Here is a 20,075-nt window from a genome sequence, read left to right on the forward strand (position 1 = left end):
TATAGGTAACTATTGTAAGCATCGATATCTGTTATAAACAGCTGATGCTATTGTAAGCGTAATGACTCATTCCGGAAATGTTATGGTCACAATCGTTCCTTGATGCGGTGCACTCTTTCGAGCCGCATCAGCTTGCATCTCATCCCGGTGCGCTCGATCTTCAATGGTCATGGTACCACCCAATTCGTTGGTCACTAAATTTTGAATAATTTGTAAGCCTAATCGTCTAGAAGCCTTTACATCAAAATCATCCGGCAAACCACAGCCATTATCCGTCACAGTAAGTGTAATAAGGCCCTTAGTCAGGTATCCCGCCACAACCATAGATCCGGAACTAATGGTTTCTTCTGTTTTTAAACAACCGAAACCGTGTTCAAAGCTATTGGATATTAACTCATTTAGAATTAAGGATACATAACCGGCACGCTGTGATGATAGTAATATGCTGTCACCTATATATTCGCATTGTACATTGTCTTCACTGCGAAAAAATGATCGTTTCAACAAGCGAATTAATTCCTCCGCAATCGTACGAAGTTCAATATAATCCTCTTCATAATGAGATATAACTTCATGGACAAGGGCCATACTTTCAATACGGCTGACGCCTTCTTGAAGTGCTTTTTTAACTTGGTCCGAGTCGGAACGACGAGCTTCCATGCGCAGTAAACCGGCTACGGTTTGCAGATTATTTTTGACGCGATGGTGAATCTCTTTAATAACGGAGTTTTTAACCATTAACTCCTGTTCCTTGCGACGCAAGGCTGTTTTATCTTTTAAAAACAAAAAGCTCCGTTTTGCTCGGGTGCCGGCATTAATCGGTAAGATAGTCTGCTCCACGATAATATCGCCGTAAATTTCTTCGGCCACAGCACCTCGATGATCACGGATTGCCTGTTTAACCCAACTCATCTTCAAGGAACCGCCATAAATTGATGTACCTACCAACCGCCTGTCGAAGCCCAATAAGTCTACCAAATGTGACGCCGCTTCATTGGCATAAAGAATGATGCCTGCTTCGTCAAAAATAATAATGCCGTCCTGATAGGACAATGGCGTATACAGTTCAGCTTGATTTTGCTGTGGCACAATCATTGCCATGTAGGTCGTCTCTGCCAATACATCGGAAGCCGCCATAAGCGGCTCTTCCGTATGAGGCTCTAAGCCGTTATGAAGCATAGCAATACCACCGATGCATTTACCGCCGTTATCCACAATGGGAAAGGCCAATAAGCGTGCCAATTGCCCGTGTTTTCGTTCCATAAAGCCTTTAACCGAACGGCCCGTATGCAATAAATCTTGCCAAAGACCGACTTCATAAGGTTTCAATAAACGGATATCCGGCATAATCTCAGCCTGTGGCCAATCTTTGATATGGCCAAAAACAAGAATCTGCTCGTCCTTAGCCATAGTAAATACACAAACGTCCTGTTGCGGTAGTGAGGCGGCAAATGGCAGTAAGCGAACTACATTACGCATTAAACGCTGCTGCGGTTCGGATAAATCCGTATGCAGTTTTAATGTATCCCGCACTTCACTGTCCTGTAATTTCATAACCATAAGTACCGCTCCTTAATTTAATTATATCGGCATAGATTTCAAAGGTGGTGTTTGGCCCAATGGAATCGATGGTTTTGCATTCAAATGTAAGTCGGCAAATTTGCCGGCTAACGACATATAGTAAGCGCGACAGCCAATCATAGCCGCATTGTCGGTAGCCAAAATGGAGCTTGGTCGATAGAAGGTTAACCCTTCTTTTTCACAAGCCGCGGCTAAAGCATCTTGTAAATGACGGTTAGCAGAAACACCACCGGCCAATGTTACTTTAGTTTGCCCCGTAGCATGAGCCGCTTCGATTGTCTTTTCAACCAATACATCAATGATAGCTTGCTGAAAAGAAGCGGCCACATCTGCTTCATTAATGGCTTCGCCTTTCTGTTTAGCACTGTTAAGGTAATTTAGAACAGCCGATTTCAAACCACTGAAACTGAATTCAAAATTACCTTTTTCCTGCAAGGCTTTGGGAAACTCAATAGCTGTCGGATTCCCATCGGCCCCTTCCCGTTCAATCTGAGGGCCTCCCGGATAGGGATAACCCATGACACGAGCAATTTTATCGAATGCTTCACCCGCTGCATCATCACGAGTTTGACCGAGTACTTCAAATGTTTCATAGTCTTTAACTACCACAAGCATGGTATGACCACCGGATACAACAAGACTTAAAAATGGCGGTTCTAAATCGGGATGAGCCAAGAAATTAGCAAAAATATGGCCTTCCATATGGTGCACACCGATTAAAGGAATATCTGTAGCAAAGGACAAGCCTTTAGCCGCGGCCACACCAACTAATAAAGATCCTACCAAACCGGGGCCATAGGTAACACCGATATGATTAATATCTGTTAATGTTACGCCCGCATCAGCCAAAGCCTGATCAACTACGGGAATTACCTGCTCTATATGATGGCGGGATGCAATTTCAGGTACCACGCCGCCAAATTTTTGATGAATCGGCACCTGACTGGATATAACATTGGATAATACTTGGCGGCCGTTTACCAGCACAGCCGCTGATGTTTCATCACAACTGCTTTCGATGGCTAGGGTATATACTTTCATACCGAGGCCTCCTCTTCTTTTATTAATGACATAATGTACGCATCTTCCACGGGGTCTGTGTAATAACCCTTGCGTAGGCCTTTTACGGTAAAACCTAAACGGCGATACATAGTAAGGGCCGCCACATTGGATATACGCACTTCTAAAAATATTTCGTTCATACCTTTTTTGAACAATTCTCTGATTAATTTACGAGTCATCATGGCGCCGTAACCGTCACGACGGTATTCGGGTGCAATAGCGATATTCGTAATCTGCCCTTCGTCGAGTACCAACCAAGCGCCGGCATAACCGATAACTTTATCGTCTACTTCGATAACCATGTACATACGCTGGTCCGTTTCTGCCAGTTCCGTTTCAATAGCTTCCATAGACCAAGGGACTGAAAAACAGGCTTTCTCAATTTCAAAAATAGCTTCCGCATCATGAGCCTCGGCTCTACGCAAATTAATCATGATTTTTAACCTCATCGGCTAACGCCGTAGCCGCTTCGGTAACAACAACCGTTGGATTCGGTACCTTGCCGGCAGCAACCAACTCAGGATGTTTCGCATCCCAAACAACTTCGGCTTCGGAGCGACGAATATAATACGGCACCACATGAGCCGCTTCATCCGGCGCCTCAGCTAAGAAACGGGGCATGGCAGCGAGCAACACACCTGACGCCTTAGGAATCCGTAACGCCGGCGAAGCCAGTTGCAAATTAGGTCCGTAATCAGCCAGGGTATGTCCGAATTTAATGATACCGTCACCGGCTAAGATAACCGGCTCATCAAGCGCCGCTAAGGCTTTAAGTGCTTCATCGCGAGTTTTCACCGTAGGCTCTTGTTCGCATACTAACTTTCCGTTTACCCAACGATAACGACCTTCGTAAACATTCTTCTTTTGCGCATCGACCATAATGGCCAAGACACCGCTAAATTGCCAAAAATTATGAGCAATCCCATCCATGGTCATAACGCCCAGTAACGGAATATTAAGAGCATAGGCTAACGCCTTGGCCGTCCCCATACCGATACGAAGGCCCGTAAAGGAACCGGGACCGATGCTTACAGCGATACCGGTGAGCGCTGTTTTTGCTACGCCGCTTTGTTTAAGTAATAATTCTATATGAGGTACCAACTGTTCCGAGTGCGTGAGACCCGCTTGGACCGTCAATTCACCGATTAGGCGCTGGTCATCCATGACAGCTACGCTCGATACGGCGCTACTCGTTTCAATTCCTAAATACATAGGTTCCTCCAATCTCTAAAAGTTCATCCTCTGAAAGTTCGGCCGTCCGCCATAAACTTAAACGGCTACCGTCGGTTTCAGCGGTTAAACTGATTTCTAATACTTCTAACGGTAAGGCATCAGGAAACTTATCGGCCCATTCAACGATACTCAAGGTATCCTCCGTAAATTCCCCAAAGCCGATATTTTCAAGCTCCGATTCATCATCGAGGCGATACACATCAAAATGATATAACGTACCGTTCATCGTCTCATATGTATTCATTAAAGCAAAAGTTGGGCTCGTTACTTCCTCCGTAACGCCAAAACCTTCTGCAACACCTTGTGAAAAATGAGTTTTCCCCGTTCCCAAATCGCCGATTAACGCCACACATAACGGTCTACCCTGCTGTGCCATCGTGGCCATAAAACGGCCTAATTGACGCCCTAAGGCTATCGTATCATCTACGGTAAGAGTTTTACATGCCATTACCGCTATTTTATTCTGAGAAGCAATAGTTGTCATTGCCGTCACTCCTTTTTAAAATGGTCATACCCTTTGGCTTCTACTAATTCCTCTTTTCCGTCAGCAGTAGTAAGCCATACTTCACCGATGCCCGCCACTACACGGCCAATACAGTGAATCTGAGGGTGTTTTTTTATGTCTTCAGCTAAACTACTCGGCACTGTGCCTACGAGCTGAAAATCTTCACCCCCATATAAAGCCCAAGCTAAGGGATGAGTTCCTAATGCCTTAGCCGCCTCAATTAATTCATTGTGAAGCGGTATGCCCGTTTCATCAATCAACAGATTAACCTTCGATGCTTTCGCAATTTCATTCAGTTCGCTGCCAAGGCCGTCACTAATATCGTTAAGCGAGGTAGCTCTATGTTCACGGAGCCAATTACCTAAAGTAACCTGTGGTTCCGGGCGTTGATGAACTTTTTTTATACTATTAAAGCCCTCAAGGTCCGCTAATAAAGCGGCCAATCCGGCTGCCGAACTACCGATTGTATTCGTAACAACGACTAAATTACCCGCTTTAGCGCCACTGCGAAGAACAGCTTCACCGGCCGGTACTTCGCCGACTACGGTCACATTAAGTACCAAAGGACCTTTAGTGGTCACCGTATCACCGCCTACAATATTTACGTCGTAGGTATGGCAGATTGTTTTAAAGCCTTCATACACCGCTTCCATATACGCAATCTCTGTATCAGGCGGCATAGCGGCAGCAATTACAGCCTGCCGAGGCGTACCGCCCATGGCCGCAATATCACTGATATTAGCCGCCCCTAAGCGATAGCCCACATCATAAGGGGCTGTCGTTTTATCGGAAAAATGTATACCTTTTACCATCATATCCGTCGTTATGAGTTGGTCATAATCGTGAGTCGTGCGATACACCGCACAATCGTCACCGATGCCGCACACAATGGTTTCAGGATTTATGATTGTATTTGATTTTATCGTATCAATAAAGCCAAATTCGCCACGTTCGGATACTTTCATCGTTCTCCCTCCGTAGGTAACTCATGTTCGAATCTTATTTATTATAGCATATTTTTATACGCAGTGCGTATCATCAGTACGGTTTATTAGTAACGATAAGCACCTTTTAGTAACAGTCAAATTGAACCCAATAAAAAAGCAACGGCTGTACCGAACTACGCGATACAGCTGTTGCTTACATTGAGTGATTTATGTCACTGCCTTTATTTTACAATTTGTTGTTCCATGCGCCCCATAGGTTCGCTCAGATCATAACCGCCGTACAGATTGACAGTCTTACCTTCGACCAATAGCTGTACTTTTTTAACATTGTCAAAGGAGGTAGCCGTATTGATGATGGATGCCAAACGAAGCTGGGCACTCAAACCATCTACCTGGCCGCCGTCAAGGAATTGTTTAGACAAATTAATCTTCGCCAAACCGTCTTTAATGTTTACATCTTTGACCTCAACATTTTTAGGAAATACGGGATAGCTTTGACGGCTGTCTTCATCAAAGAGGAATGAAATCGCGTATTTCAACGTTTTCTTATCACTGTCTACCGTAATTGTCTGAGGGCGTACGCCTCTACCGTCATCACGGGGTACATAAATAACCATTTGAGCCATTTTATCTGTATTAGCGTTGCTCTGAGATTTAGACGTGCTTGAACTTGCTACAGCCTGGTTATTACCAAGTTCGGAACCGCTCGCTGTAGGACTGCATCCGGTTACAACTAACACCATAACAGCTAAGAGGGTGGTAACAAATAATTTTGCATTACGTATCATATCACTTACCCCCTAAAATAACTTTCAATACCTGCTGCCACTTCGTCAGCAAATTGTTGTTGTACATTGTCTTTTTTCAAAAGTGCTTCTTCCTTAGGATTGGAAATAAAACCTAATTCCAAGAGAATAGCCGGCATGAGAGAACGACGCAATACATACAAGTTACCCGGTTGGATACCGCGGTCACCGGCAAAACCGGATTCATCGGCAATTTTTGCCTGAATGCGTGAAGCTAACCGTGTATCATACTGAGTTTTATCATAGTAGTATGTGGAAATACCACCTACATTCGGATTGCTGAAGGAGTTGATATGAACACTTATGAAGATATCGGATTTATTAGCCGTCCCCACATCAACACGCGCCTGTAGTTCATCAGGACCGGAGGCATTCGGACCATACACATCCACGTCAGTAGTACGAGTCATATTAACCTTAGCCCCTTTAGCTTCCAAGGCCGCTTTCAACTTCTTGGAAATAGCTAAGGTAATGTCTTTTTCCATCGTCCCGTTAGGTCCGATAGCGCCGGGATCACTACCGCCATGACCCGGGTCAATGGTAATCACTTTACCGGCAATACCGCCACTGGTGCGATAGTCGATTGTCACTGCCTTAGGTTGACTGGCCGTTGCGATGACGGTCGGCTTTTTAGGTGTTGTAGTGGCCTTTGCTTTAGTATTGCTTGTTTTAGTGGATGTATTCTTAGTCGTTGTTTTTTTGTCTGTTTTTACCGTAGCACTGTTGGTCGCCGTATTTTTAACATTCTTATCGGAACCGTAATATACGCTGCGCGGTGCTACCCCTTTTTGCTGAATATCAATGACCATACGATCGGGACGATTGTTGGCTTTATCTTTTTTTAACGAAAACACATTTACATCGCCTACATCAATTGATTTAGGTGTGTTTAACACAACATTAACATTCTTGCCGTCTTGCGATAATTTCGCATTAGTTACGATATTCTTATCCATCGTAATCGACGTATCATCGGTTTTAAGTTTTACATTTTTAAGTTGTACGGTTGTGGTAGTACCGGCTTTATTAATAGAAGCCGATGCTTCAACCGGTGCTGTCAAACTAAGAACGACACGTACAAACGGAATTGGTGCATCAGAACGCGTTACCCATGTCACATCTGTCACATCCGCCGCTCTGACGCTCATAGCCCATAAAGGCAAAATCATTACTGCCATTACTAAGGCAAACCATATTTTACGCAACAATCTCACTCCTATCAATGGCCACACACTACAATGGCCGGTCAAACTATCTCTAAATATCTTTGTGTTCGTTTTTATATACCCATAAGCAGTACAAAAAGCCTACCTATCAGCTTAAAGCCTTGGGCATGTTTACTTAATTATACCACAAGATTTCAGAGAACCCTTGATTTTGCTGCATTTTCACACATCATTCACAAAACAAACATACGCTCCCCCTACTCTCAAAGCCTATATAGAAGGGTTTCGAAGAGTAACGAGGAGCGTATGTTCTTATTATGAAATTTTAAATTTTTACTTGACAAGATTTCTTAATACGGAAAATTTATTACTTAAAAGTCAATAACAGCGCATGTAATTTGATTTTTGTAACCATAGCTAATATTAACGTTCCGTTGTTACCTGCCAAGTGTTGCCATCCGTGTGAATACGAATTGTACCTTGTCGAGCTGTTGTATAAACCATAACGTTTTCAGCCGCTAAACGATCTAAAGCTTCCCTCGTAGGATGACCATAATCATTGTGTAAGCCTACGGAAATAACAGCTGTTTCGGGACGAACAGAGCGTATAAAGTCCTTTTGAGATGAGCTTGCACTGCCATGATGACCTACTTTTAATATGCGACTGAATAATTTAGTATTTTCTTCCTTAATCAGTTTATTTTCTTCAGCTCTTGATGCATCACCGGTAAATAACATAGAAAATTTACCAAATACAAGCTTACCTACAATACTATTATCATTAGGATCCGGTTGGCCTTTTTTATCCATAATATACTGACCTTCTTCCGGTGCGTACACAACAAACTGAGCATCTTTACCTAAATCAACAGTCATTCCCTTATATAAACCAATTCGTTTTAAATTTTTCTTATCCGTATCTTTTGCATATGTATTATACACAGAAGTTTTATATTTCATACCATTATCATACACATGTTCAATAGGAATCCCTGCATCAATAAGTGCATGAAAGCCACCTAAATGATCTGAGTGCGGATGCGTAATTATTACGTTTTTTAATGACTTCACATTGTACTTCTTTAATTGAGCCACAAGGCTGTCACGATGATCTACATCACCTGTGTCAATCAAAGTATATTCATCGCCCACTTTAATAAGATGTGCATCCCCTTGACCGATGTCCAAGGTATACACGTCAAGGGTACCGGAAACCGCCGAACTGCTACCACCGGAATTAGAGGAACTATTACCAATGATATTAGAGCCTGTTTCAAGAATTTTATTAAAACTATCCCCGATTGTCGTACCGGAAGCAGCACTGCATCCGGTAAGCGCGAAGAAACTTACTAAAAAGGCAAAAACTATGGCTAAATATTTTGCCCAAAATTTATTATTCAATTGCATACTTCACCTAACAAATTAAAACACCAAAAGAACAATGTTACCATAACTATGAGTAGCTAAAGATCAGTCGTTATTTAGCGGCAGCTATTCTCTATGAACTACCGCTAAATAACGGATTATTGTTTATTCCACATCAAAATCTAATAATTCAGTTATGGTATATGGCAACTGACGGCTTACTTCAGACGGCGTGTAACCGAAGTTTCTATCCTCGTAAAGAGCATCTGCGGCCGCGCCATGGAGATATACCCCGGCCATAGCCGCTTCCAATTCTTCGAGGCCCTGGCCTAAGAGCCCGGCAATAATACCGGTTAAGGTATCACCCATGCCACCGGTGCCCATACCTTCATTGCCGCTATAATTTACCGCCACAAGCCCTTCCGGTGAAGCGACTACGGTCGGCGCCCCTTTAAGAACTAAAACAACTTTGTATTTTAAAGCAAATTGACGAGCAATTTCTACACGATTTGCTTCAATTTCTTCCACGCTAAGCCCCGTTAAACGAGCAAATTCACCGGGATGCGGTGTTAAAATGGCCGGGAAATCGCGCTTAGCAAATTCGTCGCCTATAGTATCCATATTGCCGATTGCCCAAAGTGCATCAGCATCGATAACAAGTGGCGCATCCGTAGTTGTTATAAAGGTTTTAGCAAGCGTCATACTTTCTTCACTGCGACCAAAGCCCGGTCCGATAGCAACCGCTTCTTTTTCAGAAGCATGCATGCGTAAATGCAATAAACTGCCGAACGATCCGGTTAACACTTCCGGCATGATTTTAGATTGTAGCATTTTTAAGCAATCCGATGGCACTACAGCTGTTATTTTACCGGCACCGGCGTGTACCGCTGCTTCCGCTGCCAAAAGAGGTGCCCCAATCATACCGTCAGAACCGCCGATAATCAATGTATGTCCATTGGTACCTTTATGAGCGGTTTCTTCCCGTTCCGGTAATAAAGCGGCCACTAAATCCGGTGTAATCAATTCGGTTGGGTAATTTTTGTTTTCATCATCCAGTAAAGCCATTTCCCAGGAAAAGCCAAGACCTTTAACCGCAATATTACCACAATAGGAACGGGCCGGATATAGTAACATACCAATCTTAGGCGCTCCAAAAGTAACAGTTATATCCATGGCCATCGTACCATTGGCAACAGCCCCGGTATTGCTGTTCATGCCGGACGGAACGTCAATGGCTACCAACAAAGTATCGGGATAGGTTTCTACATGAGCTTCTATGCGATCCAAGATTTCCTGAATAGAATCGCGTAATTCGCCGGTTAAACCGGTACCTACCAAACCGTCCACAATCACATCGGCCGCTTCGAAAACATCGCCGTCTTCAATTGTTAAAACCGGAATTTCCAAAGCATCAATAGCCGCCATCTGTTGGTCAAAAAGTTCTGAAGCATGACTATCATCATTGGGGATAACAATACGAACTTCATGACCCCATTCTTCCAACTGTCGAGCCGCCACCAAACCATCTGCCCCATTATTGCCTTTACCGGCAACAATAACAATCTCTAGGGGTGATTCAATCTCTTCAAATGCTTCCACAATGGCTTCCGCCACACCACGACCGGCATTTTCCATTAATACCGCTAATGGCAGACCGCCTTTTTCAACAGCCCATTGATCGATGAATTTAGCCTCTTCCTTCGCTAAGATACGCATAGTAGCTCCTTTCTACATAAAATAAATATCGTCGATGACTTTATATCTTCTTCTAAGTCATGACATCTATAACACCGCTTTTATATAAGCAGCGGGTTAACACTGCCAAATACTAACTTTTTAGAGTGCTACTACCGTGGCCACTGCATAGTCTCGGCAATGGCTGATAGATAGTTGCAGGGACGTAAACCCTTTTTGATCGAATATATCTTTAAAAACCCCGTTTAACCGTATAAAGGGTGCTCCATATTCATCGCGTCGAATCTCTATGTCCTGAAAAGTCCCCTGCCTGAAGCCAATGCCTAAGGCTTTTACAAACGCTTCTTTAGCCGCATACATACCTGCTAAGGAAGCCGTCTTTTGTTTGCCGCGACTTTCGGCATAATCAAGTTCATGAGCGGTGTAGACTCTTTTGGCAAAAGAGTCTTTAGCCACGGCTTGTTCGATGCGAGCGATTTCAATAATATCTGTTCCCAGTTTCATATTTCATCAACCTTCGTAACACATTGTTTAGCTAGAATTCCATTAAATTCGTTGTAATTGCAAGGGTTCGTTGCAACAGCGACAGTTTACTGAAGCTGCAATCGTCCAACTTAGACTGCGGTTTAACTTCAAAGAAAAAGCTCCTGACAAGCAGGAGCTTCACTATTAACCTCGCAAAGAACGAATCATTTCACTACGATCCTTTGCACCGAATACAGCCGAACCGGCCACTAAAATATCAGCGCCCGCTTCACGCACGAGTGGTGCCGTTTCTAAATTAACGCCGCCGTCAACTTCAACAACAGCTTTGGTATTTTCATAATAAGCAAGTAATTTTTTTGCCTTCTGGATCTTACGAACCGCATGAGGAATAAAAGACTGCCCACCAAAACCTGGGTTAACGCTCATAATTAATATCATGTCCAAATCGGACGCTATATCTTCCAGCATTGATACCGGTGTAGAAGGATTCAAAGAAATCCCGGCTTTCATGCCATGAGCTTTAATTTCCTGTACTAAGCGATGCATATGCGGTGTCGCTTCCGCATGGAATGTAAAATACTCCGTACCGATATCGGCAAATGTTTTCACATAATCGGCAGGATTGGTCACCATCAAATGAACATCAAACGGTAACTTTGTATGGGCACGCAATGCCTTAATTACCGGTGCACCAAAGGTAAGATTCGGCACAAAATGACCATCCATAATATCGATATGCAATAAATCAGCGCCACTGGTTTCAACGCTTTTAATTTCTTCCTGTAAGCGCGCAAAATCTGCGGATAACATAGAAGGGGCAATCTTTACCATAATTTCACCATTTCCTTTGACTGCGAATTTCATCGCGAATGACTAAGTACGATTCATAACGCCCCGTCCCTATCCGACCGTCTGCAACAGCGTCTTTGACGCCGCATACAGGCTCATGCTCATGATAGCAGGGACTGAACTTACAACCTGATTCAGCAGCTAAAAATTCAGGATAGAGCGACGGCAAGCGTTCCTCTGAAATCTCACTGAAATCGATAGCACTAAATCCCGGTGTATCCATAATAAAGGAGTCTTCATCCAAACTGTACAGCGATGCATGACGAGTTGTATGACGCCCTCTCTTTATTTTATCACTTACTTCACCGGTTTGAAAAGCAAACGACGGTTCAATAGCATTTAAGAGACTGCTTTTGCCTACACCGGATGGTCCGGCAAAAGCACTTACTTTGTGATGAAGTTGTTCTCGCAAAGTATCAAGGCCTTCACCGGTTCGGGTAGAAGTTTCAATCACCGTATACCCGATGCGGCGATATAACTCGGCCAGTGTTGCGGTGTTTTCATCACGAAGGTCACATTTATTAATACAAAGTACTAAAGGAATATCGGCATGTTCAATCATAATGATTAATTTATTAAGCAATAATTCGTTAATATCCGGCTCATGAGCCGCTACTACCAAAATAACCTGATCAAGATTGGCTACATGAGGCCGTTTCAGTTGATTGTGGCGCGGTACAATGGCTTCAATTGTACCGGCCGGGTCAAAACTGACACGATCGCCTACCAAGAGCGAGTAACGCCCCTGTTTCAGACGGCCGCGCACCTTACATTCGTGAACCTCACCATGCTCATCTTGCACGTAAAAATAACCATTCATATTTTTTATTACAATGCCTGTATTCATAGTCCTCCTATAATGTTTGATCTTGTACTAAAGCACCGTTTAAATATACTTGAATCTGTACACGGCCCGTGCCGGATACATCTTTAACAATGCGTTCGCCCGGTTGTGCATTGCCGTCAAATACGGTGCGGGAACCGCTGTCATCACTAACCACAATGCGAACGGCCTGATTAGCCTTACCGGATGGTACCGTAATATCTACCGTACCTTTCGTTACATTACTGTTTGAAGTATTGGCAGCCGGTGCCGCTTTTTTAGCTTCCGCCGTCAATGCAACGGATGTATTGGCATCCAGCGAGCTCCCCGCTTCCGGACTTTGCTGCGTAATTACCGCCGTGTCATCACCGGCACCGCTAATTGCTGCATTAAGGCCTAAGGAAGCTAATGCGTCTTTGGCATCTTTAACTGTCATACCTACTAAATTAGGTAATTCTACTTTCTTACTCTTCACACGGTTTACCGTTACGTCTACGGTAGCACCTTTAGTTACTTTGGAATCTCCCGGAGGCGATTGCATCAAAATAACACCATCTTCTTTACTGTCATCAGTACCTGCGGAAATCTTACCAATCACGAGGCCTAAGTTCTTGAGTCGCGAACGAGCCTGGTCGAGGGTCATACCCGTAATGTCAGGCATCGTAATATCGCCGACGCCCTTACTTACAACGAGATGAACCGTACGTTGTTCCTTGACCTGTTCATTCGCTTCCGGACTCTGTGAAATAACCTGACCTGCCGGTACATCCGGATTAGATACTTCACTTACGGAAACACGCAAATGATTATCTTCCAGAATATGTTTAGCTACCGTAACTTGTTTGCCTACCACATTCGGCACATCTACAGTGGCATTACTCCAGAAGTTACCGAAGCTTAAGAAGGCCCACACGAAGGCTAATAAGAAGACGATAAACGCACCTAACAAAATATACTTTTGCGGTAAGCGGCTAAGTTTAGCCATCCAACCTTCTTGCGTCGGTTCACCGCCATAATATACTTCATCGTCATCATCGGTGTCGCCATAGGATGTTTCCGGTACCGGTGTCAACACCTGGGTGCCAAAATCATGGGGCGCCCGACGGCCGCTGTTACTGTTTACAAAACCTTGCGACATGCGTAACGCAGCTATCATTTCCGTAATATTGCTAAACCGGTCTTCCGGTCGTTTGGCTAAGGCCTTAATGACCGCTGCTTCCAACAAAGTCGGAATACTCGGATTATAACGTGTCGGCGGGATTAAACGCTCCCGTACATGCTTCAAAGCCACGCTGATTGGTGTTTCCCCTTCATAAGGAACGCGGCCGGTTAACATTTCATAAAGCACAGCCCCTAAAGAATAAATATCGGTACTGCCGTTAACCGGCTTACCGCTGGCTTGTTCCGGCGATAAATAATGAGCAGACCCCATAATGGAGTTCGTATACATCATGGTAGTACCGGCATTCATGGCGCGAGCAATGCCGAAGTCGGTTACCTTAATGCGACCCTGCTTAGTAATCAGCACATTATGAGGTTTTATATCACAATGCACAATCCCCATGGCATGAGCGTGTTCGAGTCCTTCGGCAATAGCAATGGTAAACTTTACCGCATTATCAATGGATATGCGTTCATGACGATTAATATATTCTTTTAAGGTTTCCCCTTCAATGTATTCCATCACTATATAGTGATAGCCTTGGTCAAAACCAACATCATACATGCTTACGATATTGGGATGACTTAATTTACCGGCTGCTTGTGCTTCGCGCTTAAAACGGGCTACGAAATCATCATCGCCGGCAAAGTTTGAATGTAATATTTTTACAGCCACCGGACGACCTAATAGGGTGTCTTCGCCTTTGAAAACATCAGCCATGCCGCCAACGCCGATTTTAGATATTATTTTATAGCGATTATCAAGGATTAACCCTTGTAATTTAGTTGCCTTCTCTTTCATGTTCTCACCTCGTTCTTAGCCTATAGTACCAATAACTATGGTTACATTATCGCGAGCCCCTTGATCATATACCAAGTCCATTAAATCTTCAATCAAGCGTTCATCTTTCGGTTCATTCCGAAAGGCCGCTTCAATTACGGCTTGTTCAATATAACCGGTGAGACCGTCAGAGCATAAAAGTATTCTATCGCCGGGCGCTACTTTTTGTACGCCTGCGTCAATTTCTACAACAGGCGACACACCAACAGCCCGTGTCAGCACATTGCGTTGCGGATGTTGCAACATATCATCCGCCTTTAATTCACCTGCTTCATAGAGCGCCTGAACCATGGAGTGATCTGTACTGATTTGAATAAGTCGGTCCTCATGAAATACATATAGACGGCTATCCCCTACATTGGCCCAATATAAATCGCTATCCTTAACATACGCAACAACCGCAGTTGTGCCCATGCCCTCCAAGGACGGTGTTGCTTTAACTCTTTCATATACAGCAGTATTGGCTTTAGCTACGGACTGACGCAATGCCTCAACCGAAACTTCCTGCCAATTCTGTATATCGCAAGCCAGTGTGTCAACTACCATAGTGCTGGCAATTTCACCGCCTTTGTAGCCACCCATACCGTCAGTGACAATACAAAAGGATTCTCCAATGTAAAAACGGTCTTCGTTGCGTTGACGCACCAAACCGATTTTACTCATGCCTATACTCTTCATAGGGCCTCCTTTACCTGTGATACCGATTACTCGCTTTCTTTGTTGGCCTGTTGAATTTTCAACTGACCGCAAGCAGCTTGAATGGCATCGCCCATTTCTTTGCGAACCGTTACGGATACTCCGTAGGAAGCCACAATATTTCTAAAAGCTTCCGTTTGACGGCGCGAAGGTTTAAACAATTTAATATGTTCATTTCCGTTAACCGGAATTAAATTGACATTACAATTTGGGAAGGATTTTACCAAAGCTCCCAATTCGTGAGCATTCTCGATGGATGAGTTAATGCCGTCAATTAAAATATATTCAAAGGTTACACGGCGATCCGTTTTTTCATAATATGTCTTAACCGCCGCCAACACATCGGCTAAATTATAGTGTGCGCCAATCGGCATGATTTCACGACGAATCTTGTCATTCGGGGCGTGAAGGCTCAATGCCAATGTAATAGGAATACCTTCATCGGCTAAGAGATAAATATTTTCTACTACGCCGCAAGTAGATAATGTCATGCGACGATAGCCGATATCAAACGCTTCTTTTTCATGTAAAAGGCGAAGTGCATTAATTGTATTCGTATAATTTTGAAGCGGTTCACCGGCGCCCATCACAACAATGGAATGAATCCGTTCTTTTAAAAGGGCACCAAACAATAAGACTTGCGCCACAATTTCGTGGGTTTCCAAATTGCGATACAAACCGTCGGTAGTAGATGCACAGAAAACGCAACCCATGGCGCAACCCACTTGTGAAGATACACACACGGAATTACCGTACTGCTGTTTCATCAATACTGTTTCCACACGATTACCGTCTGCCAGTTCAAGCAATAACTTCTTAGTCTGACCGTCAGGTGTAGTTTTCTCCGTTACGATGTTTGGCACAGAGATAGCACAATTGGCACTAAGCCACGCTCGTAATTCGCCGGGCAATTGTTGCATGTCCGCAAAGTCGAATACGTAGCGTTTATATATGTAATCCATTATTTGCTTGGCCCTGAAACGAGGAAATTTTGCCTCTGTAATAACAGCCTGCAATTCGGTTAGGTTCTTACCCAATAGTTCTATCATAGTTATATCCTTATTCTATGAAAATCATAATCAAATTCTTTGAAAATCATATGTTAATAATTTACAGGATGGATAGAAGTCAATAGCGGTATTCAGATACAAATCAAAATACCCATATCTAATATATATTGGCTATTTAGCCACTAAACTCCTTTAAAAACTATAAATTTCACGTAAAATTTTTATAAAGCTTTACGAAGTCGTGCAATAAAGAATCCGTCCATTTCATCACGATGGGGCCATAAGGTAACCATCGGACCTTCAGCCTCAAAGGGTAAAAATGAAGACGCATCTTCTAACGTAAAATCAGCATGCGTTTTCAGGAAATTCTCCACGACTGCTTCGTTTTCCCCCTTGTTAATCGTACAAGTAGAATACACGAGGACACCGCCCGGTTTTACCGTTTTGGCGGCCTCGGCAATAATCTGCTTTTGCAATTTAGGAAGTTCCGTCAAGGACTCCGGTGTTTTGTGCCAACGCATGTCAAGTTTACGTTGTAAAATACCAAGTCCCGAGCAGGGTGCATCCACCAGTACCCTGTCAAACTGATTGTACCACGTTTCCGGCATTTGGGTAGCATCTTGCAAGTTAAAATCTGCAATTGTTACACCTAAACGTTTCGCATTAGCCGCCATAAGCCCTAATTTATGCTCATGAATATCATCCGCCGTAATATGACCTTGATTGGCCATACGCGCCGCTAAATGCATGGTTTTACCGCCCGGTGCCGCACAACAATCGAGAACTTTTTCACCCGGCTGCGGATCTACCACATAAGCTACCGCCATAGACGCTTCATCGGTAAACGTAATTAAGCCGTCTTTTACAAGGGACGCACTTTCCAGTGAACCTGTATGACGTGTAATATGGACCGCTTCCGACAATTTTCCGGTAGGTTCTGCCTGCCAACCGGCTTTTTCAAAAGCCGCCATACCGTCAGCCACAGAGCCTTTCAAAGTATTGATGCGGGCCGTCAACTTCGGTCGTTCGTTAAACCAAGTACAAAGCCCAATAGTTTCTTCTTCGCCATACGTCTTGAGCCAATGTTCCAATAACCAGGTTGGCTGATTGTAAATGAACGCCATGCGCTCTATATCATTTTTGGCAAGTTCGTCAATGCTGTAGCTATCGCGATTGCGAATGAAATTACGAAGCACGCCGTTCACAAAACCATCGAGGCCGCGAGCCATTTTTTTGGCCATTTTAACACTTTCATTGACGGCGGCACTGTCCGGTACTTTATCCATGTAAATAAGCTGATAGAGCCCTAAGCGCAAAATTTCCACTACAATCGAGGATAATTTGCGTAACGGACGTTTAGCGAGTGCCATAATAATGGCATCTAAATAATTGCGACGTCGTACGACGCCGTAGACGAGTTCCGTGAAAAAACGACGGTCTACATCACTTAATTTATTATCGCCCAGCATCTGCTGAAGTACGATATTAGCATAGGCGCCGTCGCGATTAATCTGCAATAAAGCTTGCACCGCCAAACGGCGTATATTAACTTGTGCTGTTCCTTTATCCATTGATTAATTTCTCCACCACTTCTTTAATTCGATCCGTATCAACCCGCGTATTACAGCAAGGTCCGCAAGGTCGTTCATTCAGAACGCCTACTACGGGAATCGGAAATACATCATTCATGCCACTTACCAAATCCCGTTCACAGGCGATGGCAACAATAGCTTTCGGCCGAATATTTTTAATCATCAAACGCGCCAAGGTACCACCGGTTACAACCACGAACTTACAACCGTAAGTATCGGCAATATCCAGTAAGGTGCCGACCTGACACCGACCGCAACGCTTACAGTTATGTACATCAGTCGTTACTTTATGAACACAGTCGCTTTTTTGCAAACAATGAGGTGTTAACAAAAGCAAGCGATCCGCCGGTACTTTGTACAAATTTAACTCAACCAAATGATTAATCAAATCAATCAAAGACTGGCTCACCTTATCCTTGGAGGCTCCCACCACTTTACCGGCCAGGAGGACCAAAGGGAAAAATGCATAGAGCCAGCGATTGCTGATGCGGAGCCATATAGGATGAATCCGCCAGTGATTCGTTGAAGCTAAAAGCATACTGCCCCACATTATCCAACATAATAGCGGGAATATGGCAAGGAGTGTTTCCACCCCATAGGCAATAGGTAAACCTAAGCGATGTAAGCCGGGCCACAGCAAATATGCCAAGGCCGCCCAAACAAGGGTAATGCCGGCAAACACGGCGAAGGTTAATTTAAAATATAAAGGATAACGCCCCAAAACGGGGTGATCCTGCTGTTCTTGATTACGCATTGAAAATGAGTCCTGCCTTTACTTGGTGACCACGACAAAAATCGCCAGCCGACATGCGTTTCTTATTATCCGGCTGAACTTCCAACACTCTCACTGCTCCCTCACCGGCAGCTACTACAAAATCTTGTTCGTTCACTGCCAAAATAGTACCGGCTTTTTGACCGGCCGATAAATTATGCTGTTTCATATCATCCATTGTCAGCGCTTCAGCTTGCCATACTTTTAAACGCTTGCCGTCTAAAAAGGTAAAACATCCCGGTGCCGGATTCAAGCCCCGCACCTGATTTGCCAAAGAAATAGCGCTCTTTTCCCAATCAATAGCACCCATCTCTTTGGTAATTTTCGTAGTATGAGTGGCTTTAGCGTCATCTTGTTTCACCGGCTGTAATTCACCGGCCTGTGCTTTCCTTAAGATATCATTAATGACTTCACCGCCCATAACGGCCAAACGATCAAATAATTCGCCCGTCGTTTCCCCGTCTTTAATGTCGGTTTTCACAACATCCAAAATATCGCCCGTATCGAGTCCGTCATCCATTTGCATAATGGTCACACCCGTTTCGGTATCACCGTTTAAAATGGCCCAATGAATCGGTGCCGCTCCGCGATATTTAGGTAACAAAGACGCATGCACATTGATACAACCGAATTTTGGCAAACGAATGAGCCATGGCGGTAAAATTTTACCATATGCCACTACGACGATAATATCAGGCGCCAATGACTCCAATAGGTTTTGTGCCGCTTCATCACGTAAAGTATTAGGCTGATAAACCGCTACGTCGGCTGCTAGCGCACACTCTTTAACAGGTGGCATTTGAACTTTTTTACCGCGTCCCTTTTGTTTATCCGGTTGGCAAAAAACGCCTACTACTTCATTAGGACCATCAATTAAAGCCTGCAAAGTAGGTACGGCAAAGTCCGGTGTCCCCATAAATACAACTCGTAATGAATTCATGAAAACCTCCTAAACCTCTACTGCTTCACCGGCGGATTTTTTTGCATCCGCTGCCGCTTCCTCCATAACCTCAGCCGCTTCATCTTTTACACGATATGCAGCTTCTACTTTTTCAATAAATAAAATACCGTCCAAATGGTCGATTTCATGCTGAATAATACGCGCTAAGAAACCTTCCGCTTTCAATTTTTTCTTCTTGTTATGACGGTCGATATAATGAACTTCAATGTCTTGATAGCGCTTTACGTCACCAAAATAACCGGGCACACTTAAGCAACCTTCAAGGCCAATCTGTTCCCCATCGCCTTTAACGATTACAGGATTGATGAATTCCTGCAAGCCCGTACCGTCATCAACTACGATAATACGTTTCGACACATTAACCTGTGGTGCCGCCAAACCGACACCGTCGGACACACGCATAGTTTCCGCCATATCGTCTAAAAGCTGGCGCATTTTTTTATTTACAAAATCTACAGGTTCTGCTACCTGTTTCAAGACAGGATGACCTGCTTTAATAATTTCTAATACCATATTGCCTCCTA

20 protein-coding genes are annotated in these 20,075 nt (G+C 43.9%); all 20 read right to left on the reverse strand.

Annotation, left to right across the window (positions count from 1 at the left end):
• Positions 1-66 precede the first annotated feature (66 nt).
• The 20 genes from MXE28_RS02885 to def all read right to left on the reverse strand — a co-directional run bounded on the left by MXE28_RS02885 (position 67) and on the right by def (position 20,064).
• Positions 67-1,560, reverse strand: a complete 1,494-nt coding sequence (locus tag MXE28_RS02885; protein ID WP_021841813.1) for a histidine kinase dimerization/phosphoacceptor domain -containing protein — start codon at positions 1,558-1,560, stop codon at positions 67-69.
• A gap of 21 nt (positions 1,561-1,581) precedes the next feature.
• Positions 1,582-2,622, reverse strand: coding sequence for a tRNA (adenosine(37)-N6)-threonylcarbamoyltransferase complex transferase subunit TsaD (gene tsaD / locus MXE28_RS02890; RefSeq protein WP_247239779.1), 1,041 nt, complete (start codon positions 2,620-2,622; stop codon positions 1,582-1,584).
• Entirely contained in the window at positions 2,619-3,077 is a 459-nt protein-coding gene (gene rimI / locus MXE28_RS02895) for a ribosomal protein S18-alanine N-acetyltransferase (protein WP_021841811.1), read from the reverse strand. The genes tsaD and rimI overlap by 4 nt, the downstream gene beginning before the upstream one ends.
• Complete coding sequence (gene tsaB, locus MXE28_RS02900) at positions 3,070-3,855, reverse strand: tRNA (adenosine(37)-N6)-threonylcarbamoyltransferase complex dimerization subunit type 1 TsaB (RefSeq protein ID WP_021841810.1); 786 nt, start codon at positions 3,853-3,855, stop codon at positions 3,070-3,072. Before tsaB ends, rimI begins: the two co-directional genes overlap by 8 nt.
• Complete coding sequence (gene tsaE, locus MXE28_RS02905) at positions 3,839-4,360, reverse strand: tRNA (adenosine(37)-N6)-threonylcarbamoyltransferase complex ATPase subunit type 1 TsaE (RefSeq protein ID WP_226974562.1); 522 nt, start codon at positions 4,358-4,360, stop codon at positions 3,839-3,841. The genes tsaB and tsaE overlap by 17 nt, the downstream gene beginning before the upstream one ends.
• Before the next feature lie 5 nt (positions 4,361-4,365).
• A complete protein-coding gene (gene thiL / locus MXE28_RS02910) occupies positions 4,366-5,346 on the reverse strand; it encodes a thiamine-phosphate kinase (protein ID WP_156705008.1) in 981 nt (326 codons plus the stop codon).
• Between the two features lie 203 nt (positions 5,347-5,549).
• Entirely contained in the window at positions 5,550-6,116 is a 567-nt protein-coding gene (locus MXE28_RS02915; RefSeq protein WP_247239780.1) for a GerMN domain-containing protein, read from the reverse strand.
• Positions 6,117-6,121: 5 nt separating this feature from the next.
• Positions 6,122-7,339: an N-acetylmuramoyl-L-alanine amidase gene (locus tag MXE28_RS02920; protein WP_247239781.1), complete on the reverse strand. Its 1,218-nt coding sequence runs from the start codon at positions 7,337-7,339 to the stop codon at positions 6,122-6,124.
• A 384-nt stretch (positions 7,340-7,723) separates the two neighbouring features.
• Complete coding sequence (locus MXE28_RS02925; protein WP_247239782.1) at positions 7,724-8,707, reverse strand: ComEC/Rec2 family competence protein; 984 nt, start codon at positions 8,705-8,707, stop codon at positions 7,724-7,726.
• 123 nt (positions 8,708-8,830) lie between these two features.
• The gene (locus MXE28_RS02930; RefSeq protein ID WP_226974113.1) at positions 8,831-10,381 is read right to left on the reverse strand and encodes an NAD(P)H-hydrate dehydratase; all 1,551 of its coding nucleotides are present in this window, start codon (positions 10,379-10,381) and stop codon (positions 8,831-8,833) included.
• 120 nt (positions 10,382-10,501) lie between these two features.
• A complete protein-coding gene (acpS, locus tag MXE28_RS02935; RefSeq protein ID WP_247239783.1) occupies positions 10,502-10,864 on the reverse strand; it encodes a holo-ACP synthase in 363 nt (120 codons plus the stop codon).
• 165 nt (positions 10,865-11,029) lie between these two features.
• Positions 11,030-11,677, reverse strand: a complete 648-nt coding sequence (gene rpe / locus MXE28_RS02940) for a ribulose-phosphate 3-epimerase (protein WP_247239784.1) — start codon at positions 11,675-11,677, stop codon at positions 11,030-11,032.
• A 4-nt stretch (positions 11,678-11,681) separates the two neighbouring features.
• On the reverse strand, positions 11,682-12,542 hold the full coding sequence (rsgA, locus tag MXE28_RS02945) for a ribosome small subunit-dependent GTPase A (protein WP_247239785.1): 861 nt from the start codon (positions 12,540-12,542) through the stop codon (positions 11,682-11,684).
• A 7-nt stretch (positions 12,543-12,549) separates the two neighbouring features.
• On the reverse strand, positions 12,550-14,481 hold the full coding sequence (pknB, locus tag MXE28_RS02950) for a Stk1 family PASTA domain-containing Ser/Thr kinase (RefSeq protein WP_247239786.1): 1,932 nt from the start codon (positions 14,479-14,481) through the stop codon (positions 12,550-12,552).
• Positions 14,482-14,496: 15 nt separating this feature from the next.
• Entirely contained in the window at positions 14,497-15,198 is a 702-nt protein-coding gene (locus tag MXE28_RS02955; RefSeq protein WP_247239787.1) for a Stp1/IreP family PP2C-type Ser/Thr phosphatase, read from the reverse strand.
• 26 nt (positions 15,199-15,224) lie between these two features.
• Positions 15,225-16,265, reverse strand: a complete 1,041-nt coding sequence (gene rlmN, locus MXE28_RS02960) for a 23S rRNA (adenine(2503)-C(2))-methyltransferase RlmN (protein ID WP_247239788.1) — start codon at positions 16,263-16,265, stop codon at positions 15,225-15,227.
• 182 nt (positions 16,266-16,447) lie between these two features.
• Entirely contained in the window at positions 16,448-17,797 is a 1,350-nt protein-coding gene (gene rsmB / locus MXE28_RS02965) for a 16S rRNA (cytosine(967)-C(5))-methyltransferase RsmB (RefSeq protein WP_247239790.1), read from the reverse strand.
• Positions 17,790-18,572: a DUF116 domain-containing protein gene (locus tag MXE28_RS02970; RefSeq protein ID WP_021841796.1), complete on the reverse strand. Its 783-nt coding sequence runs from the start codon at positions 18,570-18,572 to the stop codon at positions 17,790-17,792. The genes rsmB and MXE28_RS02970 overlap by 8 nt, the downstream gene beginning before the upstream one ends.
• Positions 18,565-19,530 carry a methionyl-tRNA formyltransferase gene (fmt, locus tag MXE28_RS02975; RefSeq protein ID WP_021841795.1) on the reverse strand — a complete coding sequence of 322 codons (966 nt, stop codon included), beginning with the start codon at positions 19,528-19,530 and terminating at the stop codon, positions 18,565-18,567. The genes MXE28_RS02970 and fmt overlap by 8 nt, the downstream gene beginning before the upstream one ends.
• A 9-nt stretch (positions 19,531-19,539) precedes the next feature.
• Entirely contained in the window at positions 19,540-20,064 is a 525-nt protein-coding gene (gene def / locus MXE28_RS02980) for a peptide deformylase (protein WP_021841794.1), read from the reverse strand.
• Positions 20,065-20,075: the final 11 nt, after the last annotated feature.

The organism is Veillonella sp. KGMB01456, assembly GCF_023051165.1.
GTDB lineage: Bacteria > Bacillota > Negativicutes > Veillonellales > Veillonellaceae > Veillonella_A.